Source organism: Egicoccus sp. AB-alg2 (assembly GCF_041821065.1).
In the GTDB taxonomy this organism is placed as follows: Bacteria; Actinomycetota; Nitriliruptoria; order Nitriliruptorales; family Nitriliruptoraceae; genus Egicoccus.
Map to the genome: position 1 here is coordinate 384,169 of NZ_JBGUAX010000006.1, position 25,153 is coordinate 409,321.

The 25,153-nt window shown below is 72.8% G+C and carries 26 protein-coding genes and 2 tRNA genes; 15 read left to right on the forward strand and 13 right to left on the reverse strand.

Annotation, left to right across the window (positions count from 1 at the left end; all coding sequences use genetic code 11):
• Positions 1-117: 117 nt before the first annotated feature.
• The 10 genes from ACERM0_RS14070 (at position 118) to ACERM0_RS14115 (ending at position 9,259) form a co-directional block, all read left to right on the forward strand.
• A complete protein-coding gene (locus tag ACERM0_RS14070) occupies positions 118-1,176 on the forward strand; it encodes a DapH/DapD/GlmU-related protein (RefSeq protein ID WP_373679231.1) in 1,059 nt (352 codons plus the stop codon).
• A gap of 21 nt (positions 1,177-1,197) precedes the next feature.
• Positions 1,198-2,340 carry a succinyl-diaminopimelate desuccinylase gene (dapE, locus tag ACERM0_RS14075; protein WP_373679232.1) on the forward strand — a complete coding sequence of 381 codons (1,143 nt, stop codon included), beginning with the start codon at positions 1,198-1,200 and terminating at the stop codon, positions 2,338-2,340.
• Entirely contained in the window at positions 2,337-3,056 is a 720-nt protein-coding gene (locus ACERM0_RS14080) for a 2-phosphosulfolactate phosphatase (RefSeq protein WP_373679233.1), read from the forward strand. The genes dapE and ACERM0_RS14080 overlap by 4 nt, the downstream gene beginning before the upstream one ends.
• Before the next feature lie 34 nt (positions 3,057-3,090).
• Positions 3,091-4,641 (forward strand): ATP-dependent DNA ligase, encoded by a 1,551-nt coding sequence (locus ACERM0_RS14085; protein ID WP_373679268.1) that lies wholly within the window; start codon positions 3,091-3,093, stop codon positions 4,639-4,641.
• Positions 4,642-4,678: 37 nt separating this feature from the next.
• A complete protein-coding gene (locus ACERM0_RS14090) occupies positions 4,679-4,831 on the forward strand; it encodes a hypothetical protein (RefSeq protein ID WP_373679234.1) in 153 nt (50 codons plus the stop codon).
• Positions 4,832-4,956: 125 nt separating this feature from the next.
• Positions 4,957-5,925: an ABC transporter substrate-binding protein gene (locus ACERM0_RS14095; protein WP_373679235.1), complete on the forward strand. Its 969-nt coding sequence runs from the start codon at positions 4,957-4,959 to the stop codon at positions 5,923-5,925.
• On the forward strand, positions 5,922-6,776 hold the full coding sequence (locus ACERM0_RS14100) for an amino acid ABC transporter permease (protein ID WP_373679236.1): 855 nt from the start codon (positions 5,922-5,924) through the stop codon (positions 6,774-6,776). Before ACERM0_RS14095 ends, ACERM0_RS14100 begins: the two co-directional genes overlap by 4 nt.
• Positions 6,776-7,522: an amino acid ABC transporter ATP-binding protein gene (locus ACERM0_RS14105; RefSeq protein ID WP_373679237.1), complete on the forward strand. Its 747-nt coding sequence runs from the start codon at positions 6,776-6,778 to the stop codon at positions 7,520-7,522. Before ACERM0_RS14100 ends, ACERM0_RS14105 begins: the two co-directional genes overlap by 1 nt.
• 33 nt (positions 7,523-7,555) lie before the next feature.
• Positions 7,556-8,509 carry a prolyl aminopeptidase gene (gene pip, locus ACERM0_RS14110; RefSeq protein ID WP_373679238.1) on the forward strand — a complete coding sequence of 318 codons (954 nt, stop codon included), beginning with the start codon at positions 7,556-7,558 and terminating at the stop codon, positions 8,507-8,509.
• A gap of 138 nt (positions 8,510-8,647) precedes the next feature.
• Complete coding sequence (locus ACERM0_RS14115; RefSeq protein WP_373679239.1) at positions 8,648-9,259, forward strand: HNH endonuclease; 612 nt, start codon at positions 8,648-8,650, stop codon at positions 9,257-9,259.
• Between the two features lie 41 nt (positions 9,260-9,300).
• On the opposite strand, the gene ACERM0_RS14120 is transcribed toward ACERM0_RS14115, so the two are convergent.
• The 3 genes from ACERM0_RS14120 to ACERM0_RS14130 all read right to left on the reverse strand — a co-directional run bounded on the left by ACERM0_RS14120 (position 9,301) and on the right by ACERM0_RS14130 (position 11,341).
• A tRNA-Glu gene (locus tag ACERM0_RS14120) sits at positions 9,301-9,376 on the reverse strand.
• Positions 9,377-9,472: 96 nt separating this feature from the next.
• Positions 9,473-9,544, reverse strand: a tRNA-Gln gene (locus ACERM0_RS14125).
• 198 nt (positions 9,545-9,742) lie between these two features.
• Positions 9,743-11,341: a glutamate--tRNA ligase gene (locus ACERM0_RS14130; RefSeq protein WP_373679240.1), complete on the reverse strand. Its 1,599-nt coding sequence runs from the start codon at positions 11,339-11,341 to the stop codon at positions 9,743-9,745.
• Between the two features lie 180 nt (positions 11,342-11,521).
• Here ACERM0_RS14130 and ACERM0_RS14135 point away from each other — a divergent pair, with 180 nt between their 5' ends.
• On the forward strand, positions 11,522-12,028 hold the full coding sequence (locus tag ACERM0_RS14135) for a hypothetical protein (protein ID WP_373679241.1): 507 nt from the start codon (positions 11,522-11,524) through the stop codon (positions 12,026-12,028).
• Between the two features lie 10 nt (positions 12,029-12,038).
• Here the strand turns inward: ACERM0_RS14135 and purB are convergent, their stop codons facing one another.
• Together purB and def are read right to left on the reverse strand one after the other, a co-directional pair.
• A complete protein-coding gene (purB, locus tag ACERM0_RS14140) occupies positions 12,039-13,457 on the reverse strand; it encodes an adenylosuccinate lyase (RefSeq protein WP_373679242.1) in 1,419 nt (472 codons plus the stop codon).
• Positions 13,458-13,563: 106 nt separating this feature from the next.
• A complete protein-coding gene (gene def, locus ACERM0_RS14145; RefSeq protein WP_373679243.1) occupies positions 13,564-14,124 on the reverse strand; it encodes a peptide deformylase in 561 nt (186 codons plus the stop codon).
• Positions 14,125-14,344: 220 nt separating this feature from the next.
• Here def and ACERM0_RS14150 point away from each other — a divergent pair, with 220 nt between their 5' ends.
• Positions 14,345-14,857, forward strand: a complete 513-nt coding sequence (locus ACERM0_RS14150) for a TspO/MBR family protein (RefSeq protein WP_373679244.1) — start codon at positions 14,345-14,347, stop codon at positions 14,855-14,857.
• 7 nt (positions 14,858-14,864) lie between these two features.
• Here ACERM0_RS14150 and ACERM0_RS14155 read toward each other — a convergent pair whose 3' ends face one another.
• The 8 genes from ACERM0_RS14155 to ACERM0_RS14190 all read right to left on the reverse strand — a co-directional run bounded on the left by ACERM0_RS14155 (position 14,865) and on the right by ACERM0_RS14190 (position 23,627).
• Positions 14,865-15,701 (reverse strand): fumarylacetoacetate hydrolase family protein, encoded by an 837-nt coding sequence (locus ACERM0_RS14155; RefSeq protein ID WP_373679245.1) that lies wholly within the window; start codon positions 15,699-15,701, stop codon positions 14,865-14,867.
• Between the two features lie 37 nt (positions 15,702-15,738).
• Complete coding sequence (gene cimA / locus ACERM0_RS14160) at positions 15,739-17,382, reverse strand: citramalate synthase (protein WP_373679246.1); 1,644 nt, start codon at positions 17,380-17,382, stop codon at positions 15,739-15,741.
• 240 nt (positions 17,383-17,622) lie between these two features.
• A complete protein-coding gene (locus ACERM0_RS14165) occupies positions 17,623-17,841 on the reverse strand; it encodes a dodecin (protein ID WP_373679247.1) in 219 nt (72 codons plus the stop codon).
• A 74-nt stretch (positions 17,842-17,915) separates the two neighbouring features.
• A complete protein-coding gene (locus tag ACERM0_RS14170) occupies positions 17,916-19,142 on the reverse strand; it encodes a GNAT family N-acetyltransferase (protein WP_373679248.1) in 1,227 nt (408 codons plus the stop codon).
• 85 nt (positions 19,143-19,227) lie between these two features.
• Positions 19,228-20,445 (reverse strand): GNAT family N-acetyltransferase, encoded by a 1,218-nt coding sequence (locus tag ACERM0_RS14175; protein ID WP_373679249.1) that lies wholly within the window; start codon positions 20,443-20,445, stop codon positions 19,228-19,230.
• Positions 20,446-20,547: 102 nt separating this feature from the next.
• Positions 20,548-21,534 (reverse strand): alpha/beta hydrolase, encoded by a 987-nt coding sequence (locus ACERM0_RS14180; RefSeq protein ID WP_373679250.1) that lies wholly within the window; start codon positions 21,532-21,534, stop codon positions 20,548-20,550.
• A gap of 24 nt (positions 21,535-21,558) precedes the next feature.
• Entirely contained in the window at positions 21,559-22,485 is a 927-nt protein-coding gene (locus ACERM0_RS14185; RefSeq protein ID WP_373679251.1) for a branched-chain amino acid transaminase, read from the reverse strand.
• An 80-nt stretch (positions 22,486-22,565) separates the two neighbouring features.
• Positions 22,566-23,627, reverse strand: coding sequence for a 3-isopropylmalate dehydrogenase (locus tag ACERM0_RS14190; RefSeq protein WP_373679252.1), 1,062 nt, complete (start codon positions 23,625-23,627; stop codon positions 22,566-22,568).
• Between the two features lie 177 nt (positions 23,628-23,804).
• On the opposite strand from ACERM0_RS14190, the gene ACERM0_RS14195 reads away from it, so the two are divergent.
• Genes ACERM0_RS14195 through ACERM0_RS14205 form a run of 3 tightly spaced genes read left to right on the forward strand, consistent with a single transcriptional unit; the run spans position 23,805 to position 25,152 of the window.
• Positions 23,805-24,311 carry an RDD family protein gene (locus ACERM0_RS14195; RefSeq protein ID WP_373679253.1) on the forward strand — a complete coding sequence of 169 codons (507 nt, stop codon included), beginning with the start codon at positions 23,805-23,807 and terminating at the stop codon, positions 24,309-24,311.
• 23 nt (positions 24,312-24,334) lie between these two features.
• On the forward strand, positions 24,335-24,754 hold the full coding sequence (locus tag ACERM0_RS14200) for an RDD family protein (protein ID WP_373679269.1): 420 nt from the start codon (positions 24,335-24,337) through the stop codon (positions 24,752-24,754).
• Entirely contained in the window at positions 24,751-25,152 is a 402-nt protein-coding gene (locus ACERM0_RS14205) for a hypothetical protein (protein WP_373679254.1), read from the forward strand. The genes ACERM0_RS14200 and ACERM0_RS14205 overlap by 4 nt, the downstream gene beginning before the upstream one ends.
• Position 25,153 lies beyond the last annotated feature (1 nt).

Consider the following 25,153-nt stretch of genomic DNA (forward strand, 5'->3'; position numbering starts at 1 on the left):
GTGTCACGCGGCCCGGGGGACCGCCGGAACGGAACCGTTAGGCTCGACCGTCGACGACGCCCACGCCCGGCATGCCCGGGCGGGGCACGCAGCACACCTCTCGACCAAGGATCTCCCATGACCGCGACGGCCGCATTCGGCATCGGCCTGGCCACGATCTCCGACGCCGGTGAGGGCACCAAGGTCCTCGACACCTGGTACCCGCTGGTCCGCCTCGCCGACGCGCCGACGGCCGCCGCGGCCCTCGCCGCCGCGGTCGGCCACCGGGGCGGGGCGGGGACCTACGAGCTCACCGACGCCCAGGTCGACGCCGTGACCGGGCAGCAGACCGTGTCCGACGCCGTGCGTGACGCCGTCGCGGCGGCCCAGGTACCGGCACCGGTCGACACCCGCACGCACCGGCGGGCCGTCGTCACGTTCGTGGAGTCCCTCGACGCCGCACCGGTGGATGCCCACGACGTCTATCTGCGCCTGCACCTGCTCTCCAACCGGCTCGTGCAACCCCACGGTGCGTCGTTGGAGGGTGCCTTCGGCCTGCTCAACAACGTCGTGTGGACCGACCTGGGGCCGTGCGACCCGGAGGGCTTCACCGAACTGCGCCTGTCGCTGGAGGCCGCCGGTCACCGCATCCGGGTCAGCAGCGTGGACAAGTTCCCCCGCATGACCGACTACGTCGTTCCCGCGGGCGTACGCATCGGCGACGCGGACCGGGTCCGACTCGGCGCCCACCTCGCGTCGGGCACGACCGTCATGCACGAGGGCTTCGTGAACTTCAACGCGGGAACGCTCGGCTCGTCGATGGTGGAGGGCCGCATCTCCGCGGGGGTGGTGATCGGCGACGGCTCCGACCTGGGCGGCAGCGCCTCGGTCATGGGCACGCTCTCCGGCGGCGGCAAGGAGGTCATCCGTGTCGGCGAGCAGTGCCTGATCGGCGCCAACGCCGGCATCGGCATCTCGTTGGGCGACCGCTGCGTCGTCGAGGCCGGCCTGTACGTGACGGCCGGCACCAAGGTGACGCTGCCCGACGGCTCGGTCGTCAAGGCCCGGGAGCTGACGGGCCAGGACGGCCTGCTGTTCCTGCGCGACTCGGTCACCGGCACCGTGCGGGTCATGCCGCGCGCGGGCGAGACGGCCGACTGGGGTGGCCTGAACGCCGCCCTGCACGCCAACGACTGAACCGTCCGGGGGCCGCCAGCCATGTCGAGTTCCACACCCACCAGCACGATCCGCGACGACCTCGTCGCCCGCCTGCTCGAGCACTGCTCGCACGTGTGCACGACCGGCGACGAGGGCCCGATCGCCGAGGCGGTGGCCAGCCGCTACACCGACCTCGGCGAGCGGGTGACCCGGGTCGGGCACAGCGTGGTCGTCGACGGGCGCAGCGGTGACCCGGCCCGCCCGCTGGTGCTGCTGGTCGGCCACCTCGACGTCGTGCCCCCGACCGACGCGGACGTCCAGCCGCGCGTGGAGACCCACGACGGGGACGAGGTGGTGGTCGCCCGCGGCGCGTCGGACATGAAGGCCGGCAACGTGATCGCGATGGCGGCCTTCGAGGACCGCATGCTGCGCGGGACCTCGCCGTACGACCTCGCCCTGGTGCTGTACGCCGGCGAGGAGGGCTCGGCGGACTCCAACGAGTTGCGCGACGTGCTGGCCGAGGTGCCGTGGCTGCGCGAGGCGGCCCTGGCGGTCGTGCTCGAACCCACCGACGGCGAGGTGCAGCTCGGCTGCCTGGGCGGGCTGCATGCCGTGCTGACCTTCCACGGCCGTCAGGCGCACTCGGCCCGTCCGTGGCACGGACGCAACGCGCTGACGCTGGCCGGCGAGTTCCTCACCGAACTCGACCGCGATCACGTCCGCGACGTCGAGGTGGACGGGATCCTCTACAAGGACGTGTGGTCGGCGACGCAGGCGTGGACGCCGGGGCTGGGGCCGGGCCCGCGTCCGGAGGGCTTCCCCGTGCGCAACGTCGTGCCGGGAACGTTCATGGTCAACGTCAACTTCCGGTTCGCGCCCTCACGTGGGGTCGACGAGGCCGAGGCCGAGGTCCACCAGCGCGTCGGCGACCGGGCCGAGGTGGAGATCGTCGACCGCTCGCCCGAGGCGCCGCCCCGGTTGTCGGACCCGATCGTGCAGGCCTTCGTGAAGGCGGTCGACGCGCCGGTGTCGGCCAAGCAGGCCTGGACCGACGTGGCCCGGTTCGCCGAGGTCGGCGTCCCGGCGCTCAACTACGGCCCCGGGCTGACGGCACAGGCCCACCAACGCGGCGAGTACGTCCGGGTCGACGACCTCGTCGCCGCTGACGTCCGGCTGCGGGCGTTCCTGGCCGGGCAGGCATGACCGTCGCCCGCTTCGTCGACCTCGACGGCGCCGCACCCGACGACGCGGTCGTCGTCATCGACGTCCTACGGGCCTTCACGACCGTCCCCTGGGTCCTGGCGCGCGGCGCCAGCCGCGTGCTGGCGGTCGACACCGCCGAGCGGGCGATGGCGCTCCGTGACGGTCCGTCGGGGGCGACGCCGGGCGCGGGGCCGGTCCCCGAGGCGGTGCTGGCCGGCGAGTCCGGCGGGCGGCCCCTGGAGGGCTTCGACCTCGGCAACTCCCCCAGCGAGGTGGCCGCTCTCGACCTCACCGGCCGTCCCGTCGTGCACCGCACCACGGCCGGCACCCAGGGGCTGGTGCGCTGCCAGGACAGCCCGTTGCTGCTGGCGGCGTCGTTCGTCACGGCCGCCGCCACCGCCCGGACCCTCCGGGCCGCGCAGGTCGGCCACGTCACCTACGTCGTCACCGGCGCGTCGCTCGGGCGTGACGGCGACGAGGACCTGGCCTGCGCGGAGCTGATCGCCGCCCGCGTCGCCGGCGACGACCCGGACCCCGCGCCCTACCTGGCGCGCGTGCCGGCCAGCGACGCCGGCCGGCAGTTCGTCGACCCGGACGGACCGGCGTGGCTTCCGGCGGTGGACCTCGACTACGCGTGCGAGGTGGACCGCTTCGAGGTGGCGCTCGTCGCCCGTCCGGTCACGGAACTGGCGGCGGTCGAGGTCGCCGCCGGGTAGACCTGCCTCCTCGTCGAGCGTGGAGGCCCTGCGGGTGCTGCTGTCGGAGCTGGTGGCGGTGTCGGCCGAGGTGGCGGCCACCCGCAGCCGGAAGGCCAAGAACGCCGCGTTGGTCTCCGCCCTGCAGGCCCTCGAGGTCGACGAGCTCGCGGCGGGGGTCGCCTACCTCTCGGGCGAGCCACGCCAGGACCGGCTCGACCTCGGCCCCTCCGCCGTCTTCGGGATCGAGGTCGCACCGGCCGACACGCCGACGCTGACCGTCGCGGACGTGGACGCCACCCTGCAACAGGTCGCCGACGTCCCCGCCGGCACGGGGTCGCGAGCCCGGCGCCTGCAGCTGCTGAGCGACCTGCTGGCGCGGGCGACGGCCGAGGAGCAGGACTTCCTGCGCCGGCTGGTGCTGCGCGAGCTGCGGCAGGGCGCGCTCGCCGGACTGCTGACCCAGGCCATCGCCGCCGCCGCGGGGCTGCCGGAGGCCACGGTGCGACGGGCCGCCATGCTGACCGGCGACCTGCGCCTGACCGCGGTGAGGGCGCTGACCGAGGGCGAGTCCGCGTTGGAGGGTTTCGGGCTGGTGGTGGGCACGCCGCTGCAGCCGATGCTCGCCCAGACGGCCGGATCGGTCGCGGAGGCCATCGGCGAGCTGGGCGAGGTCGCGGTCGACGCCAAGCTGGACGGCGCGCGGGTGCAGGTCCACCGCGACGGCGACGTCGTGCGCGTGTTCACCCGCAACCTCCTCGACGTCACCCACCGGGTCCCCGAGGTGGTGGAGGCGACGCTGAAGCTGCGCGCCGAGCAGGCCGTGTTGGACGGCGAGGCGATCGCCCTGGACGGCGAGGGCCGTCCGCGGGCGTTCCAGGAGACGATGCAGCGCTTCGGCCGGGAACGGGAGGTCGCCTCCGTGTCCGCGGAGGTACCGCTGCAGGTGCGGTTCTTCGACGTGCTCCATGCCGACGGCCGCGACGTGCTGGACCTGTCGCTGCGCGAGCGCATCGGGGTGCTGGCCGCGACCGTGCCCGACGAGCTGCGCATCGACCAGCTGCTCACGCACGACGCCACCGAGGCGCAGGAGTTCCTGCGCCGCACGCTGGCGGCCGGGCACGAGGGCGTGATGGTCAAGGACCTCGACGCGCCCTACGAGGCCGGCCGGCGCGGCGCTGCCTGGCGGAAGGTCAAGCCCGTCCACACGCTCGATCTGGTGGTGCTGGCGGCCGAGTGGGGCTCGGGCCGTCGCCGCGGCTGGCTGTCCAACCTGCACCTCGGCGCCTACGACCCCGACGCCGACGACTTCGTGATGCTCGGCAAGACGTTCAAGGGACTCACCGACGAGGTCCTGACCTGGCAGACCGAGCAGCTGTTGGCCCGCGAGACCTCCCGCTCCGGCCACGTCGTACACGTTCGTCCCGAGCTGGTCGTCGAGATCGCCCTGGACGGTCTCGTGCGCTCGCCCCGCTACCCCGGCGGTCTCGCCATGCGCTTCGCACGCGTGCGGGGGTATCGTCCCGACAAGGAGCCGCGGGAGGCGGACACGATCGCGACGGTGCGCGCCCTGTACGCCGGGGAGCTGCCGCCGCCGATCGACTGAACGGGGCTGGGCGGTCGTCGGCGTGGGAGGTCGGGCCGTGCTGCAGGCGACGACGGTGGTGGTCCTGGTCGTCGGCGCGCTGGGGGCCGCGGCGGTGGGAGTGGTGGCGCTGGTGCTGCGACACCGGTCGGGCGGCGAACCGCCGCTGGTGTGGCACGACGACGTCGGGCCGGACGACCTCGCAGGCTGAGGGATTCACCCGGTTCCGTCGCCGCCGGGGGCGTGTGGCGTCGGCGGCGGCGGTAGCGTGTACGACATCGGTCGTAGCGCGGGCGGCGGGGGCCTTCCGGCGCGACCGGCGACCAGGAGGACGACGTGAACGTGCGCAGCTGTGCCGCCGTGCTGGTGGCGCTCGCACTGGCCGCCACCGCCTGTGGCGGCGACACCGCCGAGCCGGAGCAGCCGACGGCCACCGAGGACGGGGGCGAGCCGACGGACGGTGCCGGCGACGACGCAGCGGATGGCGACGTGGCCGGCGACGACGCGGCCGGCGACGACGCGGCCGGCGACGACGCGGAGGACGCCCAGGCCGGCGACTGCGGCCCCGAGGACCCGAACCTCCACCAGCCGGGTCAACTGACCGTGGCCACCGGCGAGCCGGTGTTCCCGCCCTGGATGATGGACGACGACCCCTCGAACGGCGAGGGGTTCGAGAGTGCCGTCGTCTACGCCCTCGCCGAGGAGCTCGGGTTCGCCGAGGACCAGGTCACGTGGGTGCGGACCGGCTTCGACGAAGCCATCGCACCCGGCGAGAAGGACTACGACTTCAACATCCAGCAGTACTCGATCACGGAAGAGCGCGAGCAGGTCGTGGACTTCTCCGTGCCCTACTACGAGGTGGAGAAGGCGCTGGTCACGCTGGCAGACAGCGAGGCCGCGGCCGCCCAGAGGCTGGACGACCTCGACGACACCCGCTTCGGCGCCGTCGTCGGCACCACCGACCTCGCCTACATCGAGGACGTGATCGGCGCCACCGACGTCCAGGTCTACGACGACCAGGCCGGGGTGTTCCAGGCGCTGCAGGGCGGCCAGATCGACGCGACCGTGTTCGGGCTGCCGGGCGCGCTGTACGTCACCGCGGTCCAGGTCGAAGGCTCGGTGATCGCCGGCATCCTGCCTGGTGAGCCGATGGACGACGGGCTCGGACTGCTGTTCGAGGAGGGCAGCCCGCTGGTGCCGTGCGTGGACGAGGCCCTGGAGTCCTTGCGGGCCGACGGCACCCTCGACGCGCTGGCCGACGAGTGGCTGGCCGGCGGCGGCGACATCCCGAACATCGAGGAGTGATCCCGCAGCGACCTGCCGCGCAGGCGCCGCCGCCGGCGCGGCAGCGCGGTCTGAGCCTGGAGGTCGTCCGGCCCCTGGCGCTGGGCGCGTTGAGCACGGCGGTGGTGTTCGGGGCGCTCGCCTGGTGGGTGACCACCTCGCCGCAATGGTCACGCATCCAGGAGCAGTTCTTCAGCACGGACGCGATGCGGGCCGCGTTCCCGCGCGTCCTGCAGGGCTTCTGGCTGAACCTGCGCATCTTCGTGGTCGCGCAGGTCGTCATCCTGGTGCTGGCGCTGCTGGTGGCCGTCGCCCGTTCGCTGACCGGCCCCGTCGCCGCACCACTGCGCCTGGGCGCGGTCGTGTTCGTCGATCTGCTACGCGGCGTGCCGTCGCTGCTGCTCATCCTGCTGTTCGGGTTCGGCATCCCGGCGTTGCAGCTGCCCGGGCTCAGCCGCAGCAGCCTGTTCTGGGGCGCGGTCGGTCTGATCCTGAGCTACTCCGCCTACACCGCCGAGGTGTACCGCTCCGGCATGGATGCCGTCCACGACGGCCAGCGGGCGGCGGCCAAGGCACTCGGCCTGTCGCAGTGGCAGTCGCTCCGATTCGCGATCATCCCGCAGGCCGTGCGCAACGTGACGCCGGCCCTGCTCAACGGCGCGGTCTCGCTGCAGAAGGACGTGGTGCTGCTCAGCGTCATCGGGGTGCGCGAAGCGGTCCGCGAGGCACAGATCTACACCTCGGCCACCTTCAACTACTCGAGCTACGTCGTGGCGGCCATCCTGTTCCTGCTGGCCAGCGTGCCGCTGGCCCGCTTCACGGACTGGTACGCCCGACGCGACCAGCAGCGCCGCCTGCAGAGTACGTTCTGATGCGCCCCCGCGTCCAGATCGAGCGCCTCACCAAGTACTACGGCGACCGCCTGGTCCTCGACCAGGTCGACCTCGCGGTCGCCGAACACGAGGTCGTGTGCCTGATCGGCGCCTCTGGCTCGGGCAAGTCGACGCTGCTGCGCTGCGTGGCCCGACTGGTCGACTACGACCACGGCAGCGTCCGGCTCGACGGCACGCCGCTGGAGGGCCGCGACCTGTCGGAACGCGAGCTGCGCAAGCGGGTCGGGATCGTCTTCCAGGCCTACAACCTGTTCCCGCACCTGAGCGTGCTCGACAACGTCACGCTGGCGCCGCGCAAGGTGCACCGGCAGGGCCGCCGCCGGGCCGAGGCCCGGGCCCGCGAACTGCTGGAGTTGTTCGGCATGGGCGAGTTCGCCGACAGCTACCCCGACCGGCTCTCCGGCGGTCAGCAGCAGCGGGTCGCGATCGTGCGGGCGATGGCGACCGACCCGGACGTGCTGCTGCTCGACGAGGTGACCGCGGCGCTGGACCCCGAGCTGATCGGCGGGGTGCTGGCGGTCATCCGCGACCTCAAGGACCGCGGCATGACCATGCTGATCGTCACCCACGAGATGGGCTTCGCCCGCGACGTGGCCGACCGCGTCTGCTTCCTCGACGAGGGCCGCATCTGCGAGATCGCCCCGCCCGAGCAGCTGTTCACGGATCCCGAGCACCCGCGCACCCGGCAGTTCCTGCAGCGCATCATCGAGTCCGGCCGCCTGTAGCGTCACGGCCGCGATGGACGGGAGGTGGGCGGCGTGGCGAGGTACCCGGCGATCGAGCCGTACGACGCGGGCCTGCTGGACGTCGGCGACGGCCAGCAGCTGTACTGGGAGACGTGCGGCAACCCCGACGGGCGCCCCGCCTTGGTGGTGCACGGCGGCCCCGGCTCCGGCTGCACGCCCGGGGTACGGCGCCTGTTCGACCCCGACCGCTGCCGCATCGTGCTGTTCGACCAGCGCGGCTGCGGCCGCAGCCGTCCGCACGCGTCCGAACCCGTCGGCGACCTGTCCGTCAACACCACCGGCCACCTGGTGGCCGACATGGAACGGCTGCGCGAGCACCTCGGCATCGACGGTTGGCTGCTGTTCGGCGGGTCGTGGGGATCGACGTTGAGCCTCGCGTACGCGGTCCACCATCCCGACCGGGTGTCCGCCGCGGTCCTGATGGCCATCACGACCGGGCGGCACGCCGAGGTGGATTGGGTCGCCTCGGGTGTCGGCCGGTTCTTCCCTGCCGCCCGGGAGCGACAGCTGGCGGCGTTGCCCGAGGACGAGCGTGACGGTGACACGGCCGCCGCGTACGCCGCCCTGCTGGCCGACCCAGACCCGGACGTGCACACGCCCGCCGCCCGTGCGTGGTGCGACTGGGAGGACGCGATCATCCAACTCGGTGACGACACACCGCCCGATCCGCGCTACGAGGACCCGCGCTTCCGGCTCGCGTTCGCCCGCCTCGTCACCCACTACTTCGCCAACCGGCTGTTCCTCGACGACGGCGAACTGCTGACGGGCGCCGCCGGGCTCGGGCACGTGCCCGCCGTGCTGGTCCACGGCGAGCTCGACCTGCAGGCACCGCTGGACAACGCCTGGCAGCTGCACCGTGCGTGGCCGGGCAGCGAACTCGTCGTGATCCCGTTCGGCGGCCACGGCACCGGCTTCGCCGGCATGGACGAGGCGATCGTCGAGGCGCTGGACCGCTTCGCGGGCTGACCGGCCGTTCGTGTCGCACCCGGCTGCGACACTCCCCCGCGTGAATGGTCAACCCGGGGGCGGGTCAGGACGCGAACCGAGGTGGTCTGCCAGGAGGACGACTGCACGAAGAGACGCTACGCCCGCGGCTGGTGCGCGATGCACTATAAGCGCTGGCTGCGGACGGGCAGCGCCGTCCGCGGCGAGCGACCGACGGGGTGTGCCGTCGAGGGCTGCGACGGCCAGGCGAAGTCACGCGGCTGGTGCCATGCCCACTACCAACGTTGGCGGGCCACCGGCGACATCCGGGCTGAGGTGCCGGTCCGGCGCGCGGGCGCCTGCACGGTGGACGGCTGTGACCGTCAACGCTACGCGCGCGAACTCTGCAACACGCACTACCGCCGGCTGCTCAACACCGGCGAGGTGCGCCCGGAGCAGCCGATCCGGATCGTCACCGGGGAGGGATCCTTGAGTCACGGGTACTGGAAGGCCCAGGTCCCGGACGAGGACCGCTGGCTCGTGGGCGACGCGACGTCGGCGCTGGAGCACCGGCTGGTGATGGCCCGTCATCTGCAGCGCCCGCTGCGGACGGACGAGGTCGTCCATCACGTCAACGGGAATCGAACGGACAATCGCATCGAGAACCTCGAGTTGTGGAGCACGGCGCACCCGCGCGGTCAACGCGTCCAGGACAAGGTCGACTTCGCCGTCACGATATTGCGCAGGTACGCCCCGCACCTGCTCGGGCCGGATGCCGCCGACACGACGTAGGGGCCCCCGGAACGGAGGCCCCTACGAAGGACAAACGCGTCTGGTACCCCCGAGCGGATTTGAACCGCCGTTACCGCCTTGAGAGGGCGGCGTCCTAGGCCGCTAGACGACGGGGGCTTGTGCGTTCGCGCGCTCGCTCGCAGGCGAGGCGGGCGGAGACTAACCGAAGCCGGTCTCCGGGTCGAACCGGCGCGTGAGCGCTGGTTCGACCAGCTCGGGGGGAAGGACTCGAACCCTCAATAACTGGACCAGAACCAGTCGTGTTACCGATTACACCACCCCCGAAAGGGCTGTGCACCGGCGTCGGGCGGTCGCTTCCGCGCGTCGTGGTCCCCGGTCTGGTGCTCGGGTGACGCTCGGCCGCCGTGGTCGGTGCGCGGTCGCGAAGGGTATGCGGCGGGCCGCGAACGCGCAAAGCGCGCGACGGCTCGCCACCGGCCCGCGCGATGCCCGCGCCGACGCCCGGGCTGATGTCACCCGTGCTCAGGCGTCCCCTCGTGCCTCCTTGGCGACGGGCAGCGCCGCGGTCAGGCGAGCCAGCGTGCGGTCGCGGCCGAGCAGCTCGATCGACTCGAACAGCGGCGGGCTGACCGACGAGCCGGTCACGGCGACCCGGATCGGCTGGGCCACCTTGCCGAAGCCGATGCCGAGCTCCTCCGGCAGTCCGCGCAGCGCGGCCTCGATCGCCTCGACGCTCCAGTCGACGTCGGCCAGCACGCGCTGGGCGGCCTCGATGGCCTCGATCGAACCGGCCTTGCCGAACACCTTGGCGACGCTGTCCGGATCGAAGGCCACCTCGTCACGGAGGAAGGCCGGCGCGTAACGCTGCACCTCGTCCAGACGCTGCATGCGCTCCTGGACCAGCGGCACCAGCCCGCGCACGACCGCCAACTGGTCGCCGTTCGGCGGGGTGGCCACCAGCGCTTCGCCGTAGGTGCCGTCGAGGAAGGGCAGCAACCGGTCGGCGAGCGCGTCGGGGTCCAGGTCGCGGATCCGCTCGCCGTTGAAGGCGGTGAGCTTGTCTACATCGAACGCGGCCGCGGACCGGCCGACCGCGTTCAGGTCGAACTCGGCGACCAGTTCCTCGTCGGTCAGCCGCTCGCGGCCGTCCCTGGGCGCCCAGCCCAGCAGCGCCAGGTAGTTGCGCAGCGTCTCCGGCAGGAACCCCTGGCGGGCGAACTCCTGGACGGACACCGAGCCGTGGCGCTTGGACAGCTTCTTGCGGTCCATGCCGACCACCATCGGCAGGTGCGCGAACGCCTGCGGCGGCGCCCACCCCGGTGCACGCGCCGGCAGTCCCACCTCGGCCAGGGCGGCGTCGAGGATGGTCGAACCCTGACCGTCGTCGGCCGTCAGCAGCCCGTAGAGCAGGACCTGCCGCGGGGTGACCGACAGCAGGTCCTCCCCGCGGCAGATCAGCGAGATGCCCTGCGCGAGGTCGTCGACCGAGTTGGCCAGCGGGTAGGTGGCGCTGCCGTCGGAGCGGGCGATGACCGGGTCGGAGATCTGCGCCCAGTCCCAGCGCACCTCACCGCGAACGAGGTCCTCGACCACGACCGTGCCCGACTCCGGGGTCCGCAGCCGCAACGACGCCGGGCGGCCTTCGTCGGCGAGGCGGGCCGCCTCTTCGGGCGCGTGCTCGAACGTGGAGGCCTTCACCACCGGCGGGCCCTCGCCGCGCCCGCTGCGGTGCGTCTCGCGCCACGCCTCCAGCTCCTCGGCGGTGCGGTAGTCGCGGTAGGTCGCGCCCGCTGCCTCGAGCCGTCGCGCCACGGCCGCGTACAGGGCCGTGCGCTCGGACTGGCGGTAGGGCCCGTAGTCGCCCCGCGAGGCGAACCCGTCACCGACCGGCTCGGGGCCCTCGTCCCAGTCGAGCCCGATCCAGGCCATGGCCTCCATCATCGACCGCATCGACTCCTCGGTCGCCCGCGACACGTCGGTGTCCTCGATCCGGAACACGAAGGTGCCGCCGTGGTGGCGGGCATGGAGGAAGTTGTAGAGGGCGGCGCGGACGCTGCCGACGTGGAGCCACCCGGAGGGAGCCGGGCAGAAGCGGACGCGCGGGGCGGAGGTGGTGGACACGACGAGGGGCCTCACGGACGGCGGGAGAGCGAGGGACGGGTTCGCGCCGATGGTAGGGCGGTCGGCGTCCGGGTCGGGACCTTGGGCTCTACGGCGCGGCACGGTGCGCTTCGTAGGGTCGACGACACCCCCGCGGAGAACGTCGACCCTCGTGTCGACACCCCACCCGAGGAGTCGAGGATGAGCGTCGTGACCGTCCGCCGCCACGTGCCCGCCGAGCTCGACGACGTCTGGCAGCGCCTCGTCGACGTCGAGCGGCTGGTGATCGACGACCCGTCGCTCGACCTCATGGACCTCGAGGGCGACGGGCGGCTGACCACCGGGGCGCGTGCCGTGATCAGCCGCCGTCAGGGGGCGCGCCTGGCGACGTTCGACGTCCGCGTGCTGGACGCGGTCGCACCGCGGCGCCTGTGGCTGGCGGTGGCGGCCGGCCGCGAGTCCTGGCTCGTCGACGCGACGCTCACGGACGACGCCCACGGGATCCTCATCAGCGTCGAGGCACGCCTGGACCCCGACGCGACCCCGCCGGCGGTCCTGCAAGGGCTGACGCGGCCGCTCGACCTCGGCCTGTACCAGCAGGTCGCCGAGCTGGTCGGGATCTGGATCGGCCACACCGTGGCGGCGCTGGAGGCCGTGCTGGCCGGCCCGCACCTGCCGATGCCGCGGTCCGTGGGCGCGGCGCGCTGACCCGCGGCGGCTAGAGGATCGCGCCGGGCCGGTAGGTCGCCGCGTCCGGGTGGCGCCGGGTGACCTCGCCGACCGCGTCGACGAACCGGGCGACCTGTGTCTCCGCAGTGCCGACGAAGCCGAGCCGGTCGGCCAGCAGCCCGTCCAGCGTGACGCGATCCAGCGGGAGACGCTCGTCCGCGGCGAGCCGGTCGAGCAGGTCGTTCTCCGTCCGGCCGGTCTCGCGCATGGCGAGCGCCGCCGCGACGGCGTGCTCCTTGATCACCTCGTGCGCCACCTCGCGCCCGACGCCGGCCCGCACGGCCGCGACCAGCACCTTCGTGGTGGCGAGGAACGGCAGGTAGCGGGCCAGTTCTCGCTCCACGACCGCCGGGTAGGCGCCGAACTCCACCAGCACGGTCAGGAACGTCTCGAACAGCCCGTCGACGGCGAAGAAGGCGTCGGGCAGCGCCACACGACGGACGACCGAGTCCGACACGTCCCCCTCGTTCCACTGGGTGCCGGCCAGTCCGGACACCATCGTGAGGTGGCCGTCGAGGATCACCTTGAACCCGTTGACCCGCTCGCACGAGCGCGAGTTCATCTTGTGCGGCATCGCCGACGACCCGACCTGGCCCGGTTGGAACCCCTCGGTGGCCAGTTCCTGACCGGCCATCAGCCGGATGGTGGTGGCGAGACTGGACGGTCCGGCCGCCGCCTGCACCAGTGCCCCGACGACGTCGAGGTCGAGGGAGCGCGGATAGACCTGGCCGACGCTGTCGAGCCGGGCGGTGAAGCCGAGGTGCTCCTGGACGCGCGCCTCGAGCCGGTCGACCCGCGCCGCGTCACCGAGCAGGTCGAGCATGTCCTGCTGCGTGCCGACGGGCCCCTTGATGCCGCGCAGCGGATAGCGGACCAGCAACTCCTCGATCCGCTGGGTGGCCTGCAGCAGCTCCTCCCCGGCGTTCGCGAAGCGCTTGCCCAGCGTGGTGGCCTGCGCGGGGACGTTGTGGCTGCGGCCGGCCACCACCAGCGCGGTGAACTCCGCGGCCCGGTCGGCCAGCAGCGCGAGCGCCGCGACGCAACGGTCGCGGACCACTTCGAGCGAGCGTCGCACCTGCAGCTGTTCGACGTTCTCGGTCAGGTCCCTGGAGGTCATGCCCTTGTGCACGTGCTCGTGCCCGGCCAGGGCACAGAACTCCTCGATGCGGGCCTTGACGTCGTGGCGGGTGACCCGTTCGCGAGCCGCGATCGCGTCCAGGTCGACCTTGTCGACCACCGCCTCGTACGCCTCGACGACACCGTCCGGGACGTCCACGCCCAGGTCGCGCTGCGCGCGCAGCACGGCGATCCAGAGCTGCCGTTCGAGGACGACCTTGCCCTCGGGGGACCACAGCGCCTGCATCGGCGGGCTCGCGTATCGGGCGGCGAGGACGTTCGGGATGGGCACGGCCGGTGGTCCTTCTCGGTCCAGGGACGCCCATCCTTCCACGCCGCCCACCGACCTGCGAACCACCGCCCGACCATGGCGGCGGGGCGTTCGGGGCGGAGGGAGGTCAGCGCGCAGGCCAGTGGGTCGGGTAGTCGTCGGCCACGCGGTCGTGCTGCCGCATCAGGTCGCGCCGCTGCCTCGGCGTCAGGTGGTCCTCGAGGACGACGCCCCGCAGGTGGTCGGTCTCGTGCTGCAGGCAGCGCGCGAGCACACCGGTGCCGCGGACCGTCACCGGGCGACCGAACTGGTCCTGCCCACGGCACACCGCCGTGTCGGGGCGGGTGAACGGGAGATAGGCGCCCGGCAGCGACAGGCAGCCTTCCGGCGCGACGTCGTGTCGGGTCGCGGGGAGCCGCGCGATCGTCGGGTTGCACACCAGTCCCTGGCGTCGCCGGCCCCGCGCGTCTTCGCAGTCGTACACGAACACGGCGAGGTCGCTGCCGATCTGGGGCGCCGCCAGCCCCGCGCCGTGCGCCGCCCGGTTGGTCGCGAACATCGTCGCGAGCAGGTCCCACAGGTCCGCGTCGAAGGACGTCACGGGGCGCGCGGGACGGTGCAGCACGGGCTCGCCCCACCGCAGGATCGGGACCGGCTCGCCCCGTACGAGCAACTCCTCCACGGGCATGGCATCCCTCCGCCCTGACGTCGGACGCGTGGTCGGCGAACCTAGCGCGGCGCCCGGCACCGCCACGCCCGGTTCGCACGTCCGCCTCCGACCTCGTCGGGATGCCGCCACGGTTGCCGCGGTGCCGTCCCCGTAGCCGGCGTCGGTCGAACGACCGCGTGCGGGTGAGGTACGGCCGCGCTCGGTGACGCAGGCTGGGGCCACGAGATCCGGAGGAACCGTGGCCACGAACGTCGGCGACCGCACACACGTGGGCGGCACCGGACGCAACGTCGTCGCGCTGCTGGCCTTCGTCGCCGTCAGCGCGGTCGCGGGCGGCATCGGCAACCTGCTGCAGGGCGACGACGTCGGCAGCCGCTACCTCGCGCTGGACCGGCCCGCCTGGGCGCCGCCACAGGAGGCGTTCGGGATCGTATGGCCCGTCCTCTACCTGCTGATCGGACTGGCCGCGTGGCTCGTGTGGCGGCAGGCGGGCAGTGTCGCGGCGGCGCGCGTGGCGCTGTCGCTGTGGGCGGCGCAACTGGTCGTGAACGCCATCTGGCCCGGCGTCTTCTTCGGCGCCGGCTGGTTCTGGCCGGCCGTCGCCGTCATCGCCGTCCTGGACGTCCTGGTCGTCGCGACGATCGCGGCGTTCGGGCGTCACCGCCGCCTCGCCGCGGCACTGCTCGTGCCCTACCTCGCCTGGCTGCTGTACGCGACGGCGCTGAACGTGGCGATCGCCGCCGCCAACTGATGCCGCCTCAGGCGTCGTCGTGGCCGTTGGACCGCGGCCCGGTGGCCCCGCCGCCCGTCCCGCCCGCCTGCCGGTCCACGACCGGGTTGTCGAGCACGCCGATGCCATCCACCTCGACCCGGACACGCTGTCCGGGTGCGAGCGGTCCGACGCCGGCAGGTGTGCCGGTGAGCAGCACGTCGCTGGGCAGCAGGGTCACGACCTGGGACACCTCGGCCACGAGGTCGGCGATCCCGAACACGAGGTCGGCCGTGGTGCCGTCCTGTCGCAACTCGTCGTCGACGTAGCAACGAACCCGCAGGTCACCGGCATCCAGGCCGGTCGCGATCGCCGGACCCAACGGGCAGAACGTGTCGAACCCCTTGCCGCGGAACCACTGGCTCTCGCGCCGCTGCAGGTCGCGGGCCGTGACGTCGTTGGCGGCCGTGTAGCCGAGGATCCCGTCGATGGCCTGCTCCGGCGTCACCCGCTGCAGCAGCTTGCCGATCACGACCGCGACCTCGGCCTCGTGGTGCACCTCGTCGGTGAGGTCGGTCGGGATCCGGATCGGCTCGCCGGGCCCGACGACCGACGACGAGGGCTTGAGGAAGAACAGCGGCTCCTCGGGGACGTCGCCGCCCATCTCCGCCGCGTGGTCGCGGTAGTTCTTGCCCACGCAGACGATCTTCGACGGGATCACCGGCGCCAGCAGGTGGAGGCCCTCCAGCGGCACCCGCTCACCCGACGGCTGGAACCGCGTGAACGGGTGCGGTTCGATCACGACCACGTGACCGTCGTCCTCGAGCACGCCGTAGCGCGGGGACGGGCCGGTCTGGGCATGGACGAACCGGACGATGCGGGCCACGGTGGAGCTCCTCGTCGAGACGGATGCGGCCCGGACGCTACCCGTCCGCGCTCCCCGGCCAGTCCACCCGCAGGATCGCGTGGGTGTAAGCGTCCGACAACGCCAGCCACGAGGCCTCCACGACGTTGGGATGCACCCCGACGGTGTCCCACACGTCGACCCCGTCGGTCGAGGTGACCAGGACGCGCGTCACGGCGTCGGTGCCGGCCGACGCCTCGAGGACCCGCACCTTGTAGTCGGACAGGTGGATGCGGTCGAGCTGCGGCCACGTGCCGTTCACGGCGTTGCGGAAGGCGTGGTCGAGGGCGTCGACCGGCCCGTTGCCCTCGCCGGCCCCCAGGCGCCGCTGGCCGTGCACCTCGACGGCGAGGATCGCCTCGGCCGGCCCGTCGGCGCCGGTGAGGTCGGCCGAGCCGCCCGCGACGCTGACCCGGTAGTGCTGGGAGCGGAACGGCTCGGCGGCTGCCGGCAGCAGCCCGGTCACCCGCCGCAGCAGCAGGTCGAACGAGGCGTCGGCCGCCTCGTAGGTCCACCCCGCGGCCTCGCGCCGCTTGACCTCGGCGAGCACCGCGCGGGCCTGCTCGTCGTCGATGTCGACCCCCAGCTCCTTGGCCTTCAGCAACACGTTGGAGCGTCCGGCCAGCTCCGAGACGACCAGCCGCTGCCGGTTGCCGACCTCCTCCGGTTCGACGTGCTGGTACATGTCCGGCGCCTTGGCCAGCGCCGAGGCGTGCAGGCCGGCCTTGTGGCTGAATGCCGTGTGGCCGACGTACGGAGCGATCGACGGGGTGGTCTGGTTGCACAGCTCCGCGACGGTGTGGCTGATCTCGGTGAGCCGTTCCAGCCGGTCCGCCGGGACCAGTTGCAGGCCGCGCTTGAGCTGCAGGTCGGCGAGGATCGTGAACAGGTTCGCGTTCCCGCAGCGCTCCCCCAGTCCGTTGGCGGTCCCCTGGACGTGCGTGGCGCCGGCCTCGATCCCCAGCAGCGAGTTGGCCACCGCACAGCCACCGTCGTCGTGGAAGTGCAGCCCGACCTGACTCGGCAGGTCACGCACCAGGCCGCCCACGATCTCCGCGACGTCCCACGGCATCGCGCCGCCGTTGGTGTCGCACAGCACGACGCATTCGGCGCCCGCCTCGGCCGCGGCGGTGACGACCTCGCGGGCGTAGGCGCCGTCGCGGGCGAAGCCGTCGAAGAAGTGCTCGGCGTCGAAGAACACCCGCTTGCCCAGCGCGCTCAGGTGGCGGATGGAGTCCGCCACCATCGCGAGGTTCTCGGCCCGCGGCACCCCCAGGGCCTCGTCGACGTGGTAGCCCCACGACTTGCCCACGAGGCAGATCACGTCGGTGCGGGCGTCGACGAGCGCCTGCAGCAGCGGGTCGGCCTCCGCCGCACGCCCCGCACCACGGGTCATCCCGAACGCCACCAGCGTGGCGTGCTCGAGCGCGAGCTCGCCGTCGGCGGCGCGGGCGAAGAACGCGGTGTCCTTCGGGTTGGCGCCCGGCCAGCCGCCCTCGATGTAGGCCACGCCGAGTTCGTCCATGCGCCGGGCGACCCGCAGCTTGTCGTCGACCGACAGGCTGACGCCTTCGCGTTGCGTGCCGTCACGCAGCGTCGTGTCGTACAGGTCCAGTCCGGCCGCCGGGTCGGGCAGCGGGCTGTGGGCGGTGGCGCTGGTCACGTGGTCCTCCTCGGCGGCGACGGGCCGCGCATGGCGGCCGGACGACGGAAGAGGCACGGAGCGTGGACCGGGCCGCTCCCGCAGCCCGGCATGCACCGGCTACGGGAGCGGTGGAATGATGATGGACGCGCCACGAACGGCCTGGGCGAGGCCCGGCGTGGTGACGGTGGCGCGCATCGTCGGCTCCCTGGTCTGACGTGCGAGCGGCGACCGTACCGTCCCGTTCGCGTGCCTGTCGACTCAGTCGTCGGCGTGGTCCTCGATGCGGAAGCCGACCTGCAGGGTCACCTGGGTGTGCTGCACGGCGCCGTCCTGGATCCAGCCGCGGATCTCCTTCACCTCGAACCAGTCGAGGTGGTGCACGGACTCTGCCGCCTTGGCGATGGCGCGGCGGATGGCGTCGTCGACGCCCTCGCGGCTGGAACCGACCAGTTCGATCTTCTTGTAGACGTGCGACATGCGGCGTCCTCTCCGGTACGGAATCGTCGCCCGCACGGTAATGGGCCGGCTCGACGCCGCGGGGTGATCGGGCGTCAGAACTCGAACGGCGTCCAGGGCGCCCGCTCGGCCGCCACCAGCCGGTCGAGGTCGGCCGCGGCGTCGGGGCGTCGCTCGACCAGCCGCCTCGCCGCCGCCAGTTGCACGGCCCGGACCCCGCCGAGCCACACGGATGCCAGCGCGTCGATCGGCAACTCCAGGTCGGGCTCGTCGTCGGTGCGTCGCATGGACGCCCCCTCCGGCGAGACCTCCAGCGTCCACGTGCCCGACTGGTCCCGGTAGCCGTCGGCGACGGCCAGCACGAGCCGGCCCGAACTCGTGTAGCTGCGCCCCTCGAACGCCGCCTGCACGTCGAGCAGGCGCGCGTACAGCGGCGAGGCCGTGGTCGCCCGCAGGCGCAACCGGTCCACGACCAGTTCGGGAAGCGCGTCGTCGGCCGGACGCATGAACGCGACCACCCGGGCGGTCAGGTCGAGGTTGCAGACGTACTGCCACAACGCGGCCTCGGCCTCCGGATCCGTCGCGACCACCTCGGCCAGGCGGACCTCGCCGTCGGGGAGGCTGTCGTGCCCCCAGTCGTTCTTGACCCGGTAGCTGGCGTACCCCCGGCCGGGGACGTGGATGAGCCGGCGGGCGCTGGCGCCGTTGCGCCACGAAGCGGGATCGTGCACGACGGCGGCCCGCCACCACTGCGGGCTGCGGGTCGCGCACCCGGGGCGGTGGTCACGGACCCGCTCGAGGATCTGCGGCCATTCCGCGTGCGCCTGCTCGGGCGTGGCGGGCTCGACGACGCGGGTGTCGACCGGGTCGCGGAAGGCGACGCCGCGGTCGATGCGGTAGTTGAACGAGGGCGCCAGCACCCCGAACCCGAAGCGACCGTAGATGGCGGACTCGGAGGCGAAGAGCATGGCGACCGGCTCGCCGCGGTCGGCGGCGTCGTCGAGCCCGGCGCGCATCATCTTGCTGAGCAGCCCCCGGCGACGGTGGGTCTGCGAGACGCCGACGGCGGTCACGCCGGCCATGGGCATCCGCGCCCCGCCCGGCACGGACACGTCCATCGAATAGATGCCGTAGTTGGCGACGATCTGGTCCCGGTCGCGCACGACCCAACCCCGGAAGGCCGTGGCGGGTTCGCGGACGATGTCGACCCAGGCCTGCAGGTCGTCGTCGCTCTCGTCTTCGTGGAAGTGGCGTGAGACCGCGCGCGCGAAGGGCAGCGCGTCGTCGTCGGTGAGGCGCTCGGGCTCGAGTTCGGACGTCATGCCGGGCTCCGGAGACGGATCGGATCGGGTGGGGCAACGAGGCCGCGCAGCGGCCGAGACGACCGGGGTGGTGGGTGGGATCGAATCAGAACATCACGCCGTGCCAGGGGGCGACGTCGGTGGCGAACAGCCGGTCCGTGCGGGCGACGGCGCCGGGCGTGTGTGCCTGCAGGCGCCCGGCCGCGGCGTAGCGGCTCGCGCGATGACCGCCGAGCACGAGGGCGGCCAGCACCTCGGCGTCGAACTCGACGTCGGCGGCGTCCGTGCCGGCCGGCTCGCACACGGCCTTGCCGTCGCTGACCGCCAGCCGCCAGGTGCCGTCGTTGTGGGGCTGGAAGGCGTCGTGGACGCGCAGCGTGATGGTGTCGTCGACGCCGTAGCCGCGTGCCGCGAGAGCCACGGGTAGGTCGAGGAGGCACACCTGCAGCGGCCAGCCGGTCTTCACGTCGGCGCGGCCCTCGTCCGCGAGCAGCAGCGGCAGCGGGTCGTCGACGGGTCGGCGGTGGGCGCGGACGCGGCCGCTGAGGTCGATGTCGAGCAGGAACTGCCACAGCATCGCGGTGGCCTCGGGATCGAGGCCGATGAGTTCCTGCAACTGCACGGTGCCCGCCGGGTGCCCGGAGCTCCAGTCCGACTTCAACCGGTAGATGGCGAAGCCGCGGTCGGGGATCAGCGCGTAGAACTTCTCGCTGGCCCCGTCGCGGTCGGACGACTCGTCGCCGAGGATCCGCTCCCACCAGGCGGCGGGCAGGCCGAGCATGCCGTGGCGCTGGCGCCGGAAGGCCTCGTAGAGGGCCGGGATCGCGGCGTCGGCCGCGGCGCGGTCGACCAGCCGGACCTCGTCGACGGCGACCGGCCGGCGCAGGCGGCCATGGGATCGCGGTACCTCGAGTTCGATGGTCGGGGCGGCCGGCCCGAAGCCGAAGCGGCCGTAGATGGGTGCTTCGGAGGCCCACAGCGCGGCATAGGGCTCACCGCGCTCGTACGCGTCCTCGAACAGCTGGCGCATCATCCGCGTCAGCACGCCGCGGCGACGGTGGTCGGTGCGGACGCTGACGACCGTGATCCCGGCGCAGCCGACCGGGTCGGCCCAGGGCAGCGCCAGGTCGAAGCTGTACGCGCCGGAGGTGCCGACGATCTGGTCGCCGGCGCGGGCCACGACGGCGCGCTCGACCTCGGTCCACGGGCGGATGCGCGCCAACTCCTCTTCGGAGGCGCTGAACCCGAAGGTCTGGTTGAACACCCGCCGGAAGTCGGCGAACTGGTCGGCCGTGACCCGGCCGATCTCCACGTCGTTGCCCACGTCGGTCTCCTGCCAGCAGGCGAGCTCACCAACGCTAGCTGCTCGACCCTGACCCGACCAGTCCGCGGCGCGGATGGCGGAAGGGAGGCCGGCGACGGATGTTCAGGCCGAACGCGGCTGTGGGAGGGACGACGCGACGGCGTCCGCACCGGTGTGTCGGCGCATGAACGCGCCGATCTCGCGCAGTGCATGGCGCGACTCGGGAAATCCGGGGAAGGCGTGGAAGACGTGCCAGAGCCCGGAGAACTCGCCCAGCGAGGCGTCGAGGCCGGCCTCGCGGGCGCGGGTGACCAGCCGTCGGGCGTCGTCGCGCAGGATCTCGTCGCTGCCGACGTGGACGAGCATCGGTGGCAGCCCGGTGAGGTCGGCGTAGTGGGGCGAGACCCGCGGGTCGCTCAGTTCGAGGTCGCCGGCGTAGGCGCGGGCCGCGGGTTCCACCAGGCCGGCGCTCAGCCACGGGTCGATCCCGTCGAGTTCGTGCATGGACTCGCCCGTGCCGGCGAGGTCGGTCCACGGGGACATGCCCACGTAGCAGCCCGGCAGCGGCTGCCCCTCGTCGCGCAGGTGCACCAGGAGCGACAGGCCGAGGCCGCCGCCGGCGGAGTCGCCGCTGACCGCGATGCGCTCCGGGGGTGCGCCGTGCACGTCGACCAGCCACCGCCAGGCCGCCAGCACGTCGTCGAGCGCGGCCGGGAAGACGTGCTCGGGGGCGAGCCGGTACTCCGGCAGCAGCACCGGCGCGCGGGCGGTCCGCGACAGGGCGGCGGCCAGACCGCGGTGGCTGCGCGGCGAACCCATCGCGTAGGCGCCGCCGTGGATGTGGAACACGACGCGATCGGTGTCGCCGGCACGCTCGTCGCGGACCCATTCGCCGAGCACGCCCGGCATCTCGCAGGCCTCCCACGACGCCGTCTTCGGCAGCCGGATGCGGTTGCCCATCTCCTCGAGCTGTTCGCGCATGCGCAGCGCGTAGGCCTCGAGGTCCTCCAACGGCCCGGCCGGGTCTGGCGCGCCGCCGCCCCGGGCCCGCATGAGACGGACCGACGTCACCAGCCCCTGTTTGACGAGGCGTGCGCGCAGCGACGGCACCGGCGAGGGTCCTTTGGCGAGGGGTCAGTCGACGATCGTCAGCCAGTCCTTGTAGGCGTCGATGCGCCCGTGGATGGCATCGACGAAGGTGGCCTGGATCCGTTCGGTGACCGGCCCGCGCGGCCCGATCACTCGGCCATCGACTTCGCGGACCGGCGTCAGTTCGGCCGCGGTGCCGGTCAGGAAGATCTCGTCGGCGAGGTAGAGGTCGGTCCGTACGAGGCTGGTCTCGTGGACCTCGATGTCCAGGTCCCGGGCGATCGTCATCACGCTGGAGCGGGTGATGCCGCCCAGCGGGCCGTCCGCCAGCGGCGGGGTCAGCACGACGCCGTCTCGGACCACGAACAGGTTCTCACCGGTCCCCTCGGCGACGAAGCCGTCCTCGGAGAGCATGATCGCCTCGTCGTAGCCCGAGCGCAGCGCCTCGACCTTCGCCAGCGACGAGTTCAGGTACTGGCCGTTGGCCTTGCCGGCCGGCGGGATGGTGTTCTTGCCGATCCGGCGGTAGGAGCTGATGCCGACGCTGACCCCGTTGACGGCACTGTCCTCGCCGAGGTACGCGCCCCACTCCCAGGTCGCGATGATCGTCTGTGGCTTGGACGGCAGCGGGTTGAGGCCGATCTCGCCGTAGCCGAGGATGATCGTCGGGCGGATGTAGCAGCCGCCTTCGTGGCCGTTGACCCGGATGAGCTCGCACACGACGTCGCACAGCTCGTCGACCGAGTACGGGATCGTGTCCAGCGGCGGGTAGATCTTGGCCGACTTCAGCAACCGGGCGAGGTGTGGCCGCAGCTGGAAGACGGCCGGGCCGGCGTCGGTCGGGTAGGCGCGGATGCCCTCGAAGACCCCGTAGCCGTAGTGCAGCGTCGGCGTCAGGACGTGGACCGTGGCGGCGTCCCAGTCGACGAACTCGCCGTCCATCCAGATCTTGTCGGACTTCGGAAACGGCATGGCGCAAGGTCCTCCCGGGTCGCGGTCCGGTGGCAGCGACGCCTCGGTCGTGGCTCCCTCAAGACGTCGGCGAGGCGAGGCTACTCGCCGACCAGCTCCGTCAGCCGGTCGCCCACGTCGCCGGTCGAGTATGCCGAACCGTCGGGTCGTTCGTCCCCGCGCTCGGACAGCAGCCGGCCGACGGCACGGTCCACACGGGCCGCGGCCGCCTCCTCGCCCAGGAAGGCCAGCATCTGCCCGAGGCTCATCACGGCGGCGACGGGGTCGGCCTTCCCGGTCCCGGCGATGTCGGGCGCCGAGCCGTGCACGGGCTCGAACATCGACGGCGCCGCCCGGGTCGGGTCGAGGTTGCCGGACGCCGCCAGCCCCATCCCGCCCTGCACGGCGGCACCGAGGTCGGTGATGATGTCGCCGAACAGGTTCTCCGTCACCACGACGTCGAACCGCTCCGGTTGGGTGACGAAGTACAGGCAGGCCGCGTCGACGTGTACGTAGTCGCGGGTGACGTCGGTGAACTCGGTGTCGCCGAGCAGCTCGAACGTCTCCATCCACAGCGCCCCGGCGTGGACGAGCACGTTGGTCTTGTGCACCAGCGTGAGGTGCCCGCGCCGGCGCTGCGCCATTTCGAAGGCGTAGCGCAGGACCCGCTCGACACCGTGGCGGGTGTTGACCGATTCCTGGGTCGCGACCTCGTTGGGTGTGCCGGCATACAGCCGTCCGCCGGCGCCCGCGTACACGGACTCGGTGTTCTCGCGTACCACCACGAAGTCGCACCGGTCGGGGGTCAGGCCGGCGACCGGCGTCGACACGCCCGGGTAGAGCTTGACCGGGCGGTGGTTGACGTACTGGTCGAAGGCGAAGCGCAGCTTGAGCAGCAGGCCGCGCTCGATGACGCCGGGCGGGACGTCGGGAGTCCCGACGGCGCCGAGGTAGATGGCGTCGAACCCGCGCAACTCCTCGAGCGTGTCGTCACCGAGCACCTCGCCCGTGGCGAGGTAGCGCCGGCCGCCGAGGTCGTAGTCGACCCGCTGGGTGGTGAAGCCCTCGAGCTCCTCCAGCCGGTCGAGCACCTTGAGGCCTTCGGCGACCACCTCGGGACCGATGCCGTCGCCCCCCAGGATCGCGATGCGGTGGTCTGCCATGGTTCTCGGGCCTTCCTGTCGACACGTACGGCCCCGCGATCCTAGGCAGCCGCGCCCACGGCCCCCGACCGGCGGTGGCCGGGACGCCCTGCCCGGGCCGGTCGGTGGGCCGGAATACGGCGCCGACGGGGTCGTGTGCGCCTATCGTGCACCGTGGCCGATCGCGAGGAGCCCGCCATGAGCTACGACCCCAACGTTCCGCCGGGCAACACCCCACCCGGCCCCAGCGGCGGCCCGCCGTACGGCTCGCCGATCCCGGCCGGGACCGCCGGACTGGGTGCCCGCATCGGTGCCCGTCTGCTCGACGTCCTGCTGGTCGGCATCCCGGCCGGGCTGATCCTCGGCCTCATCGGTCTCGGGGCCGGCTTCACCGGGGACGGCTGGATCGGCAGCGCGATCGTGTCGGTGCTGTGGTTCGGCTACTTCGTGCTGCTGGAGTCCAACCGCGGCGCCACGCTCGGCAAGAGCCTGCTGAACCTGCGGGTCGTCGTCGCCGACGGCAGCAACCCGCCGACCGACGTGGCGGCCAAGCGCAACATCTGGATGCTGTTCGGCCTGATCCCGGTGCTCGGCGGGCTGCTGAGCTTCGTGGCCGTGATCGTCATCATCGTCACCATCGTGTCGGACCAGAACAACCGCGGCTACCACGACCAGTTCGCCGGCACCGCGGTGATGCGCACCTGAGCCGCGCCGCGCCCGACCGCCGCCTGCCCGGCCAGCCGGCCGAGGTCGGCAACCGCTTCGTCGCGAAGCTCGTCGACGGCCTGCTGATCGGCCTCGTCCTGGTGCCGCTGTTCCTGCTGGGCGCGCCCGGTGACGACCGCGCCGTCACGGTCGCCACCGGGCTGGCGGGGTTCGTGTACTTCGTGGTGCTGGACGCCCGGGGTGGGACGGTCGGCAAGCGGCTGCTGCGTCTGTCGGTGGTCGACGCGGCGGGTCGGGCTCCGGGGTTGGGCCCGTCGTCGGTGCGAAACCTGTGGCTGCTGACCTCGCTGTTGCCGACGGTCTTCGGACAGCTGCTCGCCGTGCTCGCCAGCGTCGGCATCGCGGTCACGATCGCCCGCGACCCGCGCAGCGTCGGCATCCACGACCGCTACGCGGCGACGTTCGTACGCTCGTCGGCATGATCCTGTCGCAGGACGTCGACCGGCCGCGCCTGCGCGCGGCGCTGCGCGAGGTCGCCCCCTGGGTCACGGCGGGCGAGTACGGGCCGTGCGCCGTCGAGGCGGGCTCGTGCGACCGCTGCGGCGACGCGCCGAGGCTGCTGCCGCTGTGCGGCCCGGTCGCCTGGACGGCGGTGTGCCGTGACTGCGGCCTGGCACTGGGCGATGACGGCTGGTGCGCCGGCCACGCCGACGACGGTGCAGCCGCACGTCGCTGGGCCGCCGCCCTGCCCGACGACTGGCCGCTGATCACGCTGCTGTGGTGGCTGGCGAGGGGCGAACTGCGCGGCGTGGAGCTGACCGCCGACCGTCGCCACCATCTCGCACCGGCCGTTCGCGCCGCGCTGCCGGCCGGTGACTAGC

Bases quoted from the DNA above. Each gene is read 5' to 3' on its own strand.
- ACERM0_RS14070 (WP_373679231.1), top strand. From the start codon at position 118: ATGACCGCGACGGCCGCATTCGGCATCGGCCTGGCCACGATCTCCGAC.
- dapE (WP_373679232.1), top strand. From the start codon at position 1,198: ATGTCGAGTTCCACACCCACCAGCACGATCCGCGACGACCTCGTCGCC.
- ACERM0_RS14080 (WP_373679233.1), top strand. From the start codon at position 2,337: ATGACCGTCGCCCGCTTCGTCGACCTCGACGGCGCCGCACCCGACGAC.
- ACERM0_RS14105 (WP_373679237.1), top strand. From the start codon at position 6,776: ATGCGCCCCCGCGTCCAGATCGAGCGCCTCACCAAGTACTACGGCGAC.
- ACERM0_RS14115 (WP_373679239.1), top strand. From the start codon at position 8,648: ATGCACTATAAGCGCTGGCTGCGGACGGGCAGCGCCGTCCGCGGCGAG.
- ACERM0_RS14135 (WP_373679241.1), top strand. From the start codon at position 11,522: ATGAGCGTCGTGACCGTCCGCCGCCACGTGCCCGCCGAGCTCGACGAC.
- def (WP_373679243.1), bottom strand. From the start codon at position 14,124: ATGCCCGTGGAGGAGTTGCTCGTACGGGGCGAGCCGGTCCCGATCCTG.
- ACERM0_RS14165 (WP_373679247.1), bottom strand. From the start codon at position 17,841: ATGTCGCACGTCTACAAGAAGATCGAACTGGTCGGTTCCAGCCGCGAG.
- ACERM0_RS14170 (WP_373679248.1), bottom strand. From the start codon at position 19,142: ATGACGTCCGAACTCGAGCCCGAGCGCCTCACCGACGACGACGCGCTG.
- ACERM0_RS14185 (WP_373679251.1), bottom strand. From the start codon at position 22,485: ATGCCGTTTCCGAAGTCCGACAAGATCTGGATGGACGGCGAGTTCGTC.
- ACERM0_RS14190 (WP_373679252.1), bottom strand. From the start codon at position 23,627: ATGGCAGACCACCGCATCGCGATCCTGGGGGGCGACGGCATCGGTCCC.
- ACERM0_RS14195 (WP_373679253.1), top strand. From the start codon at position 23,805: ATGAGCTACGACCCCAACGTTCCGCCGGGCAACACCCCACCCGGCCCC.
- ACERM0_RS14205 (WP_373679254.1), top strand. From the start codon at position 24,751: ATGATCCTGTCGCAGGACGTCGACCGGCCGCGCCTGCGCGCGGCGCTG.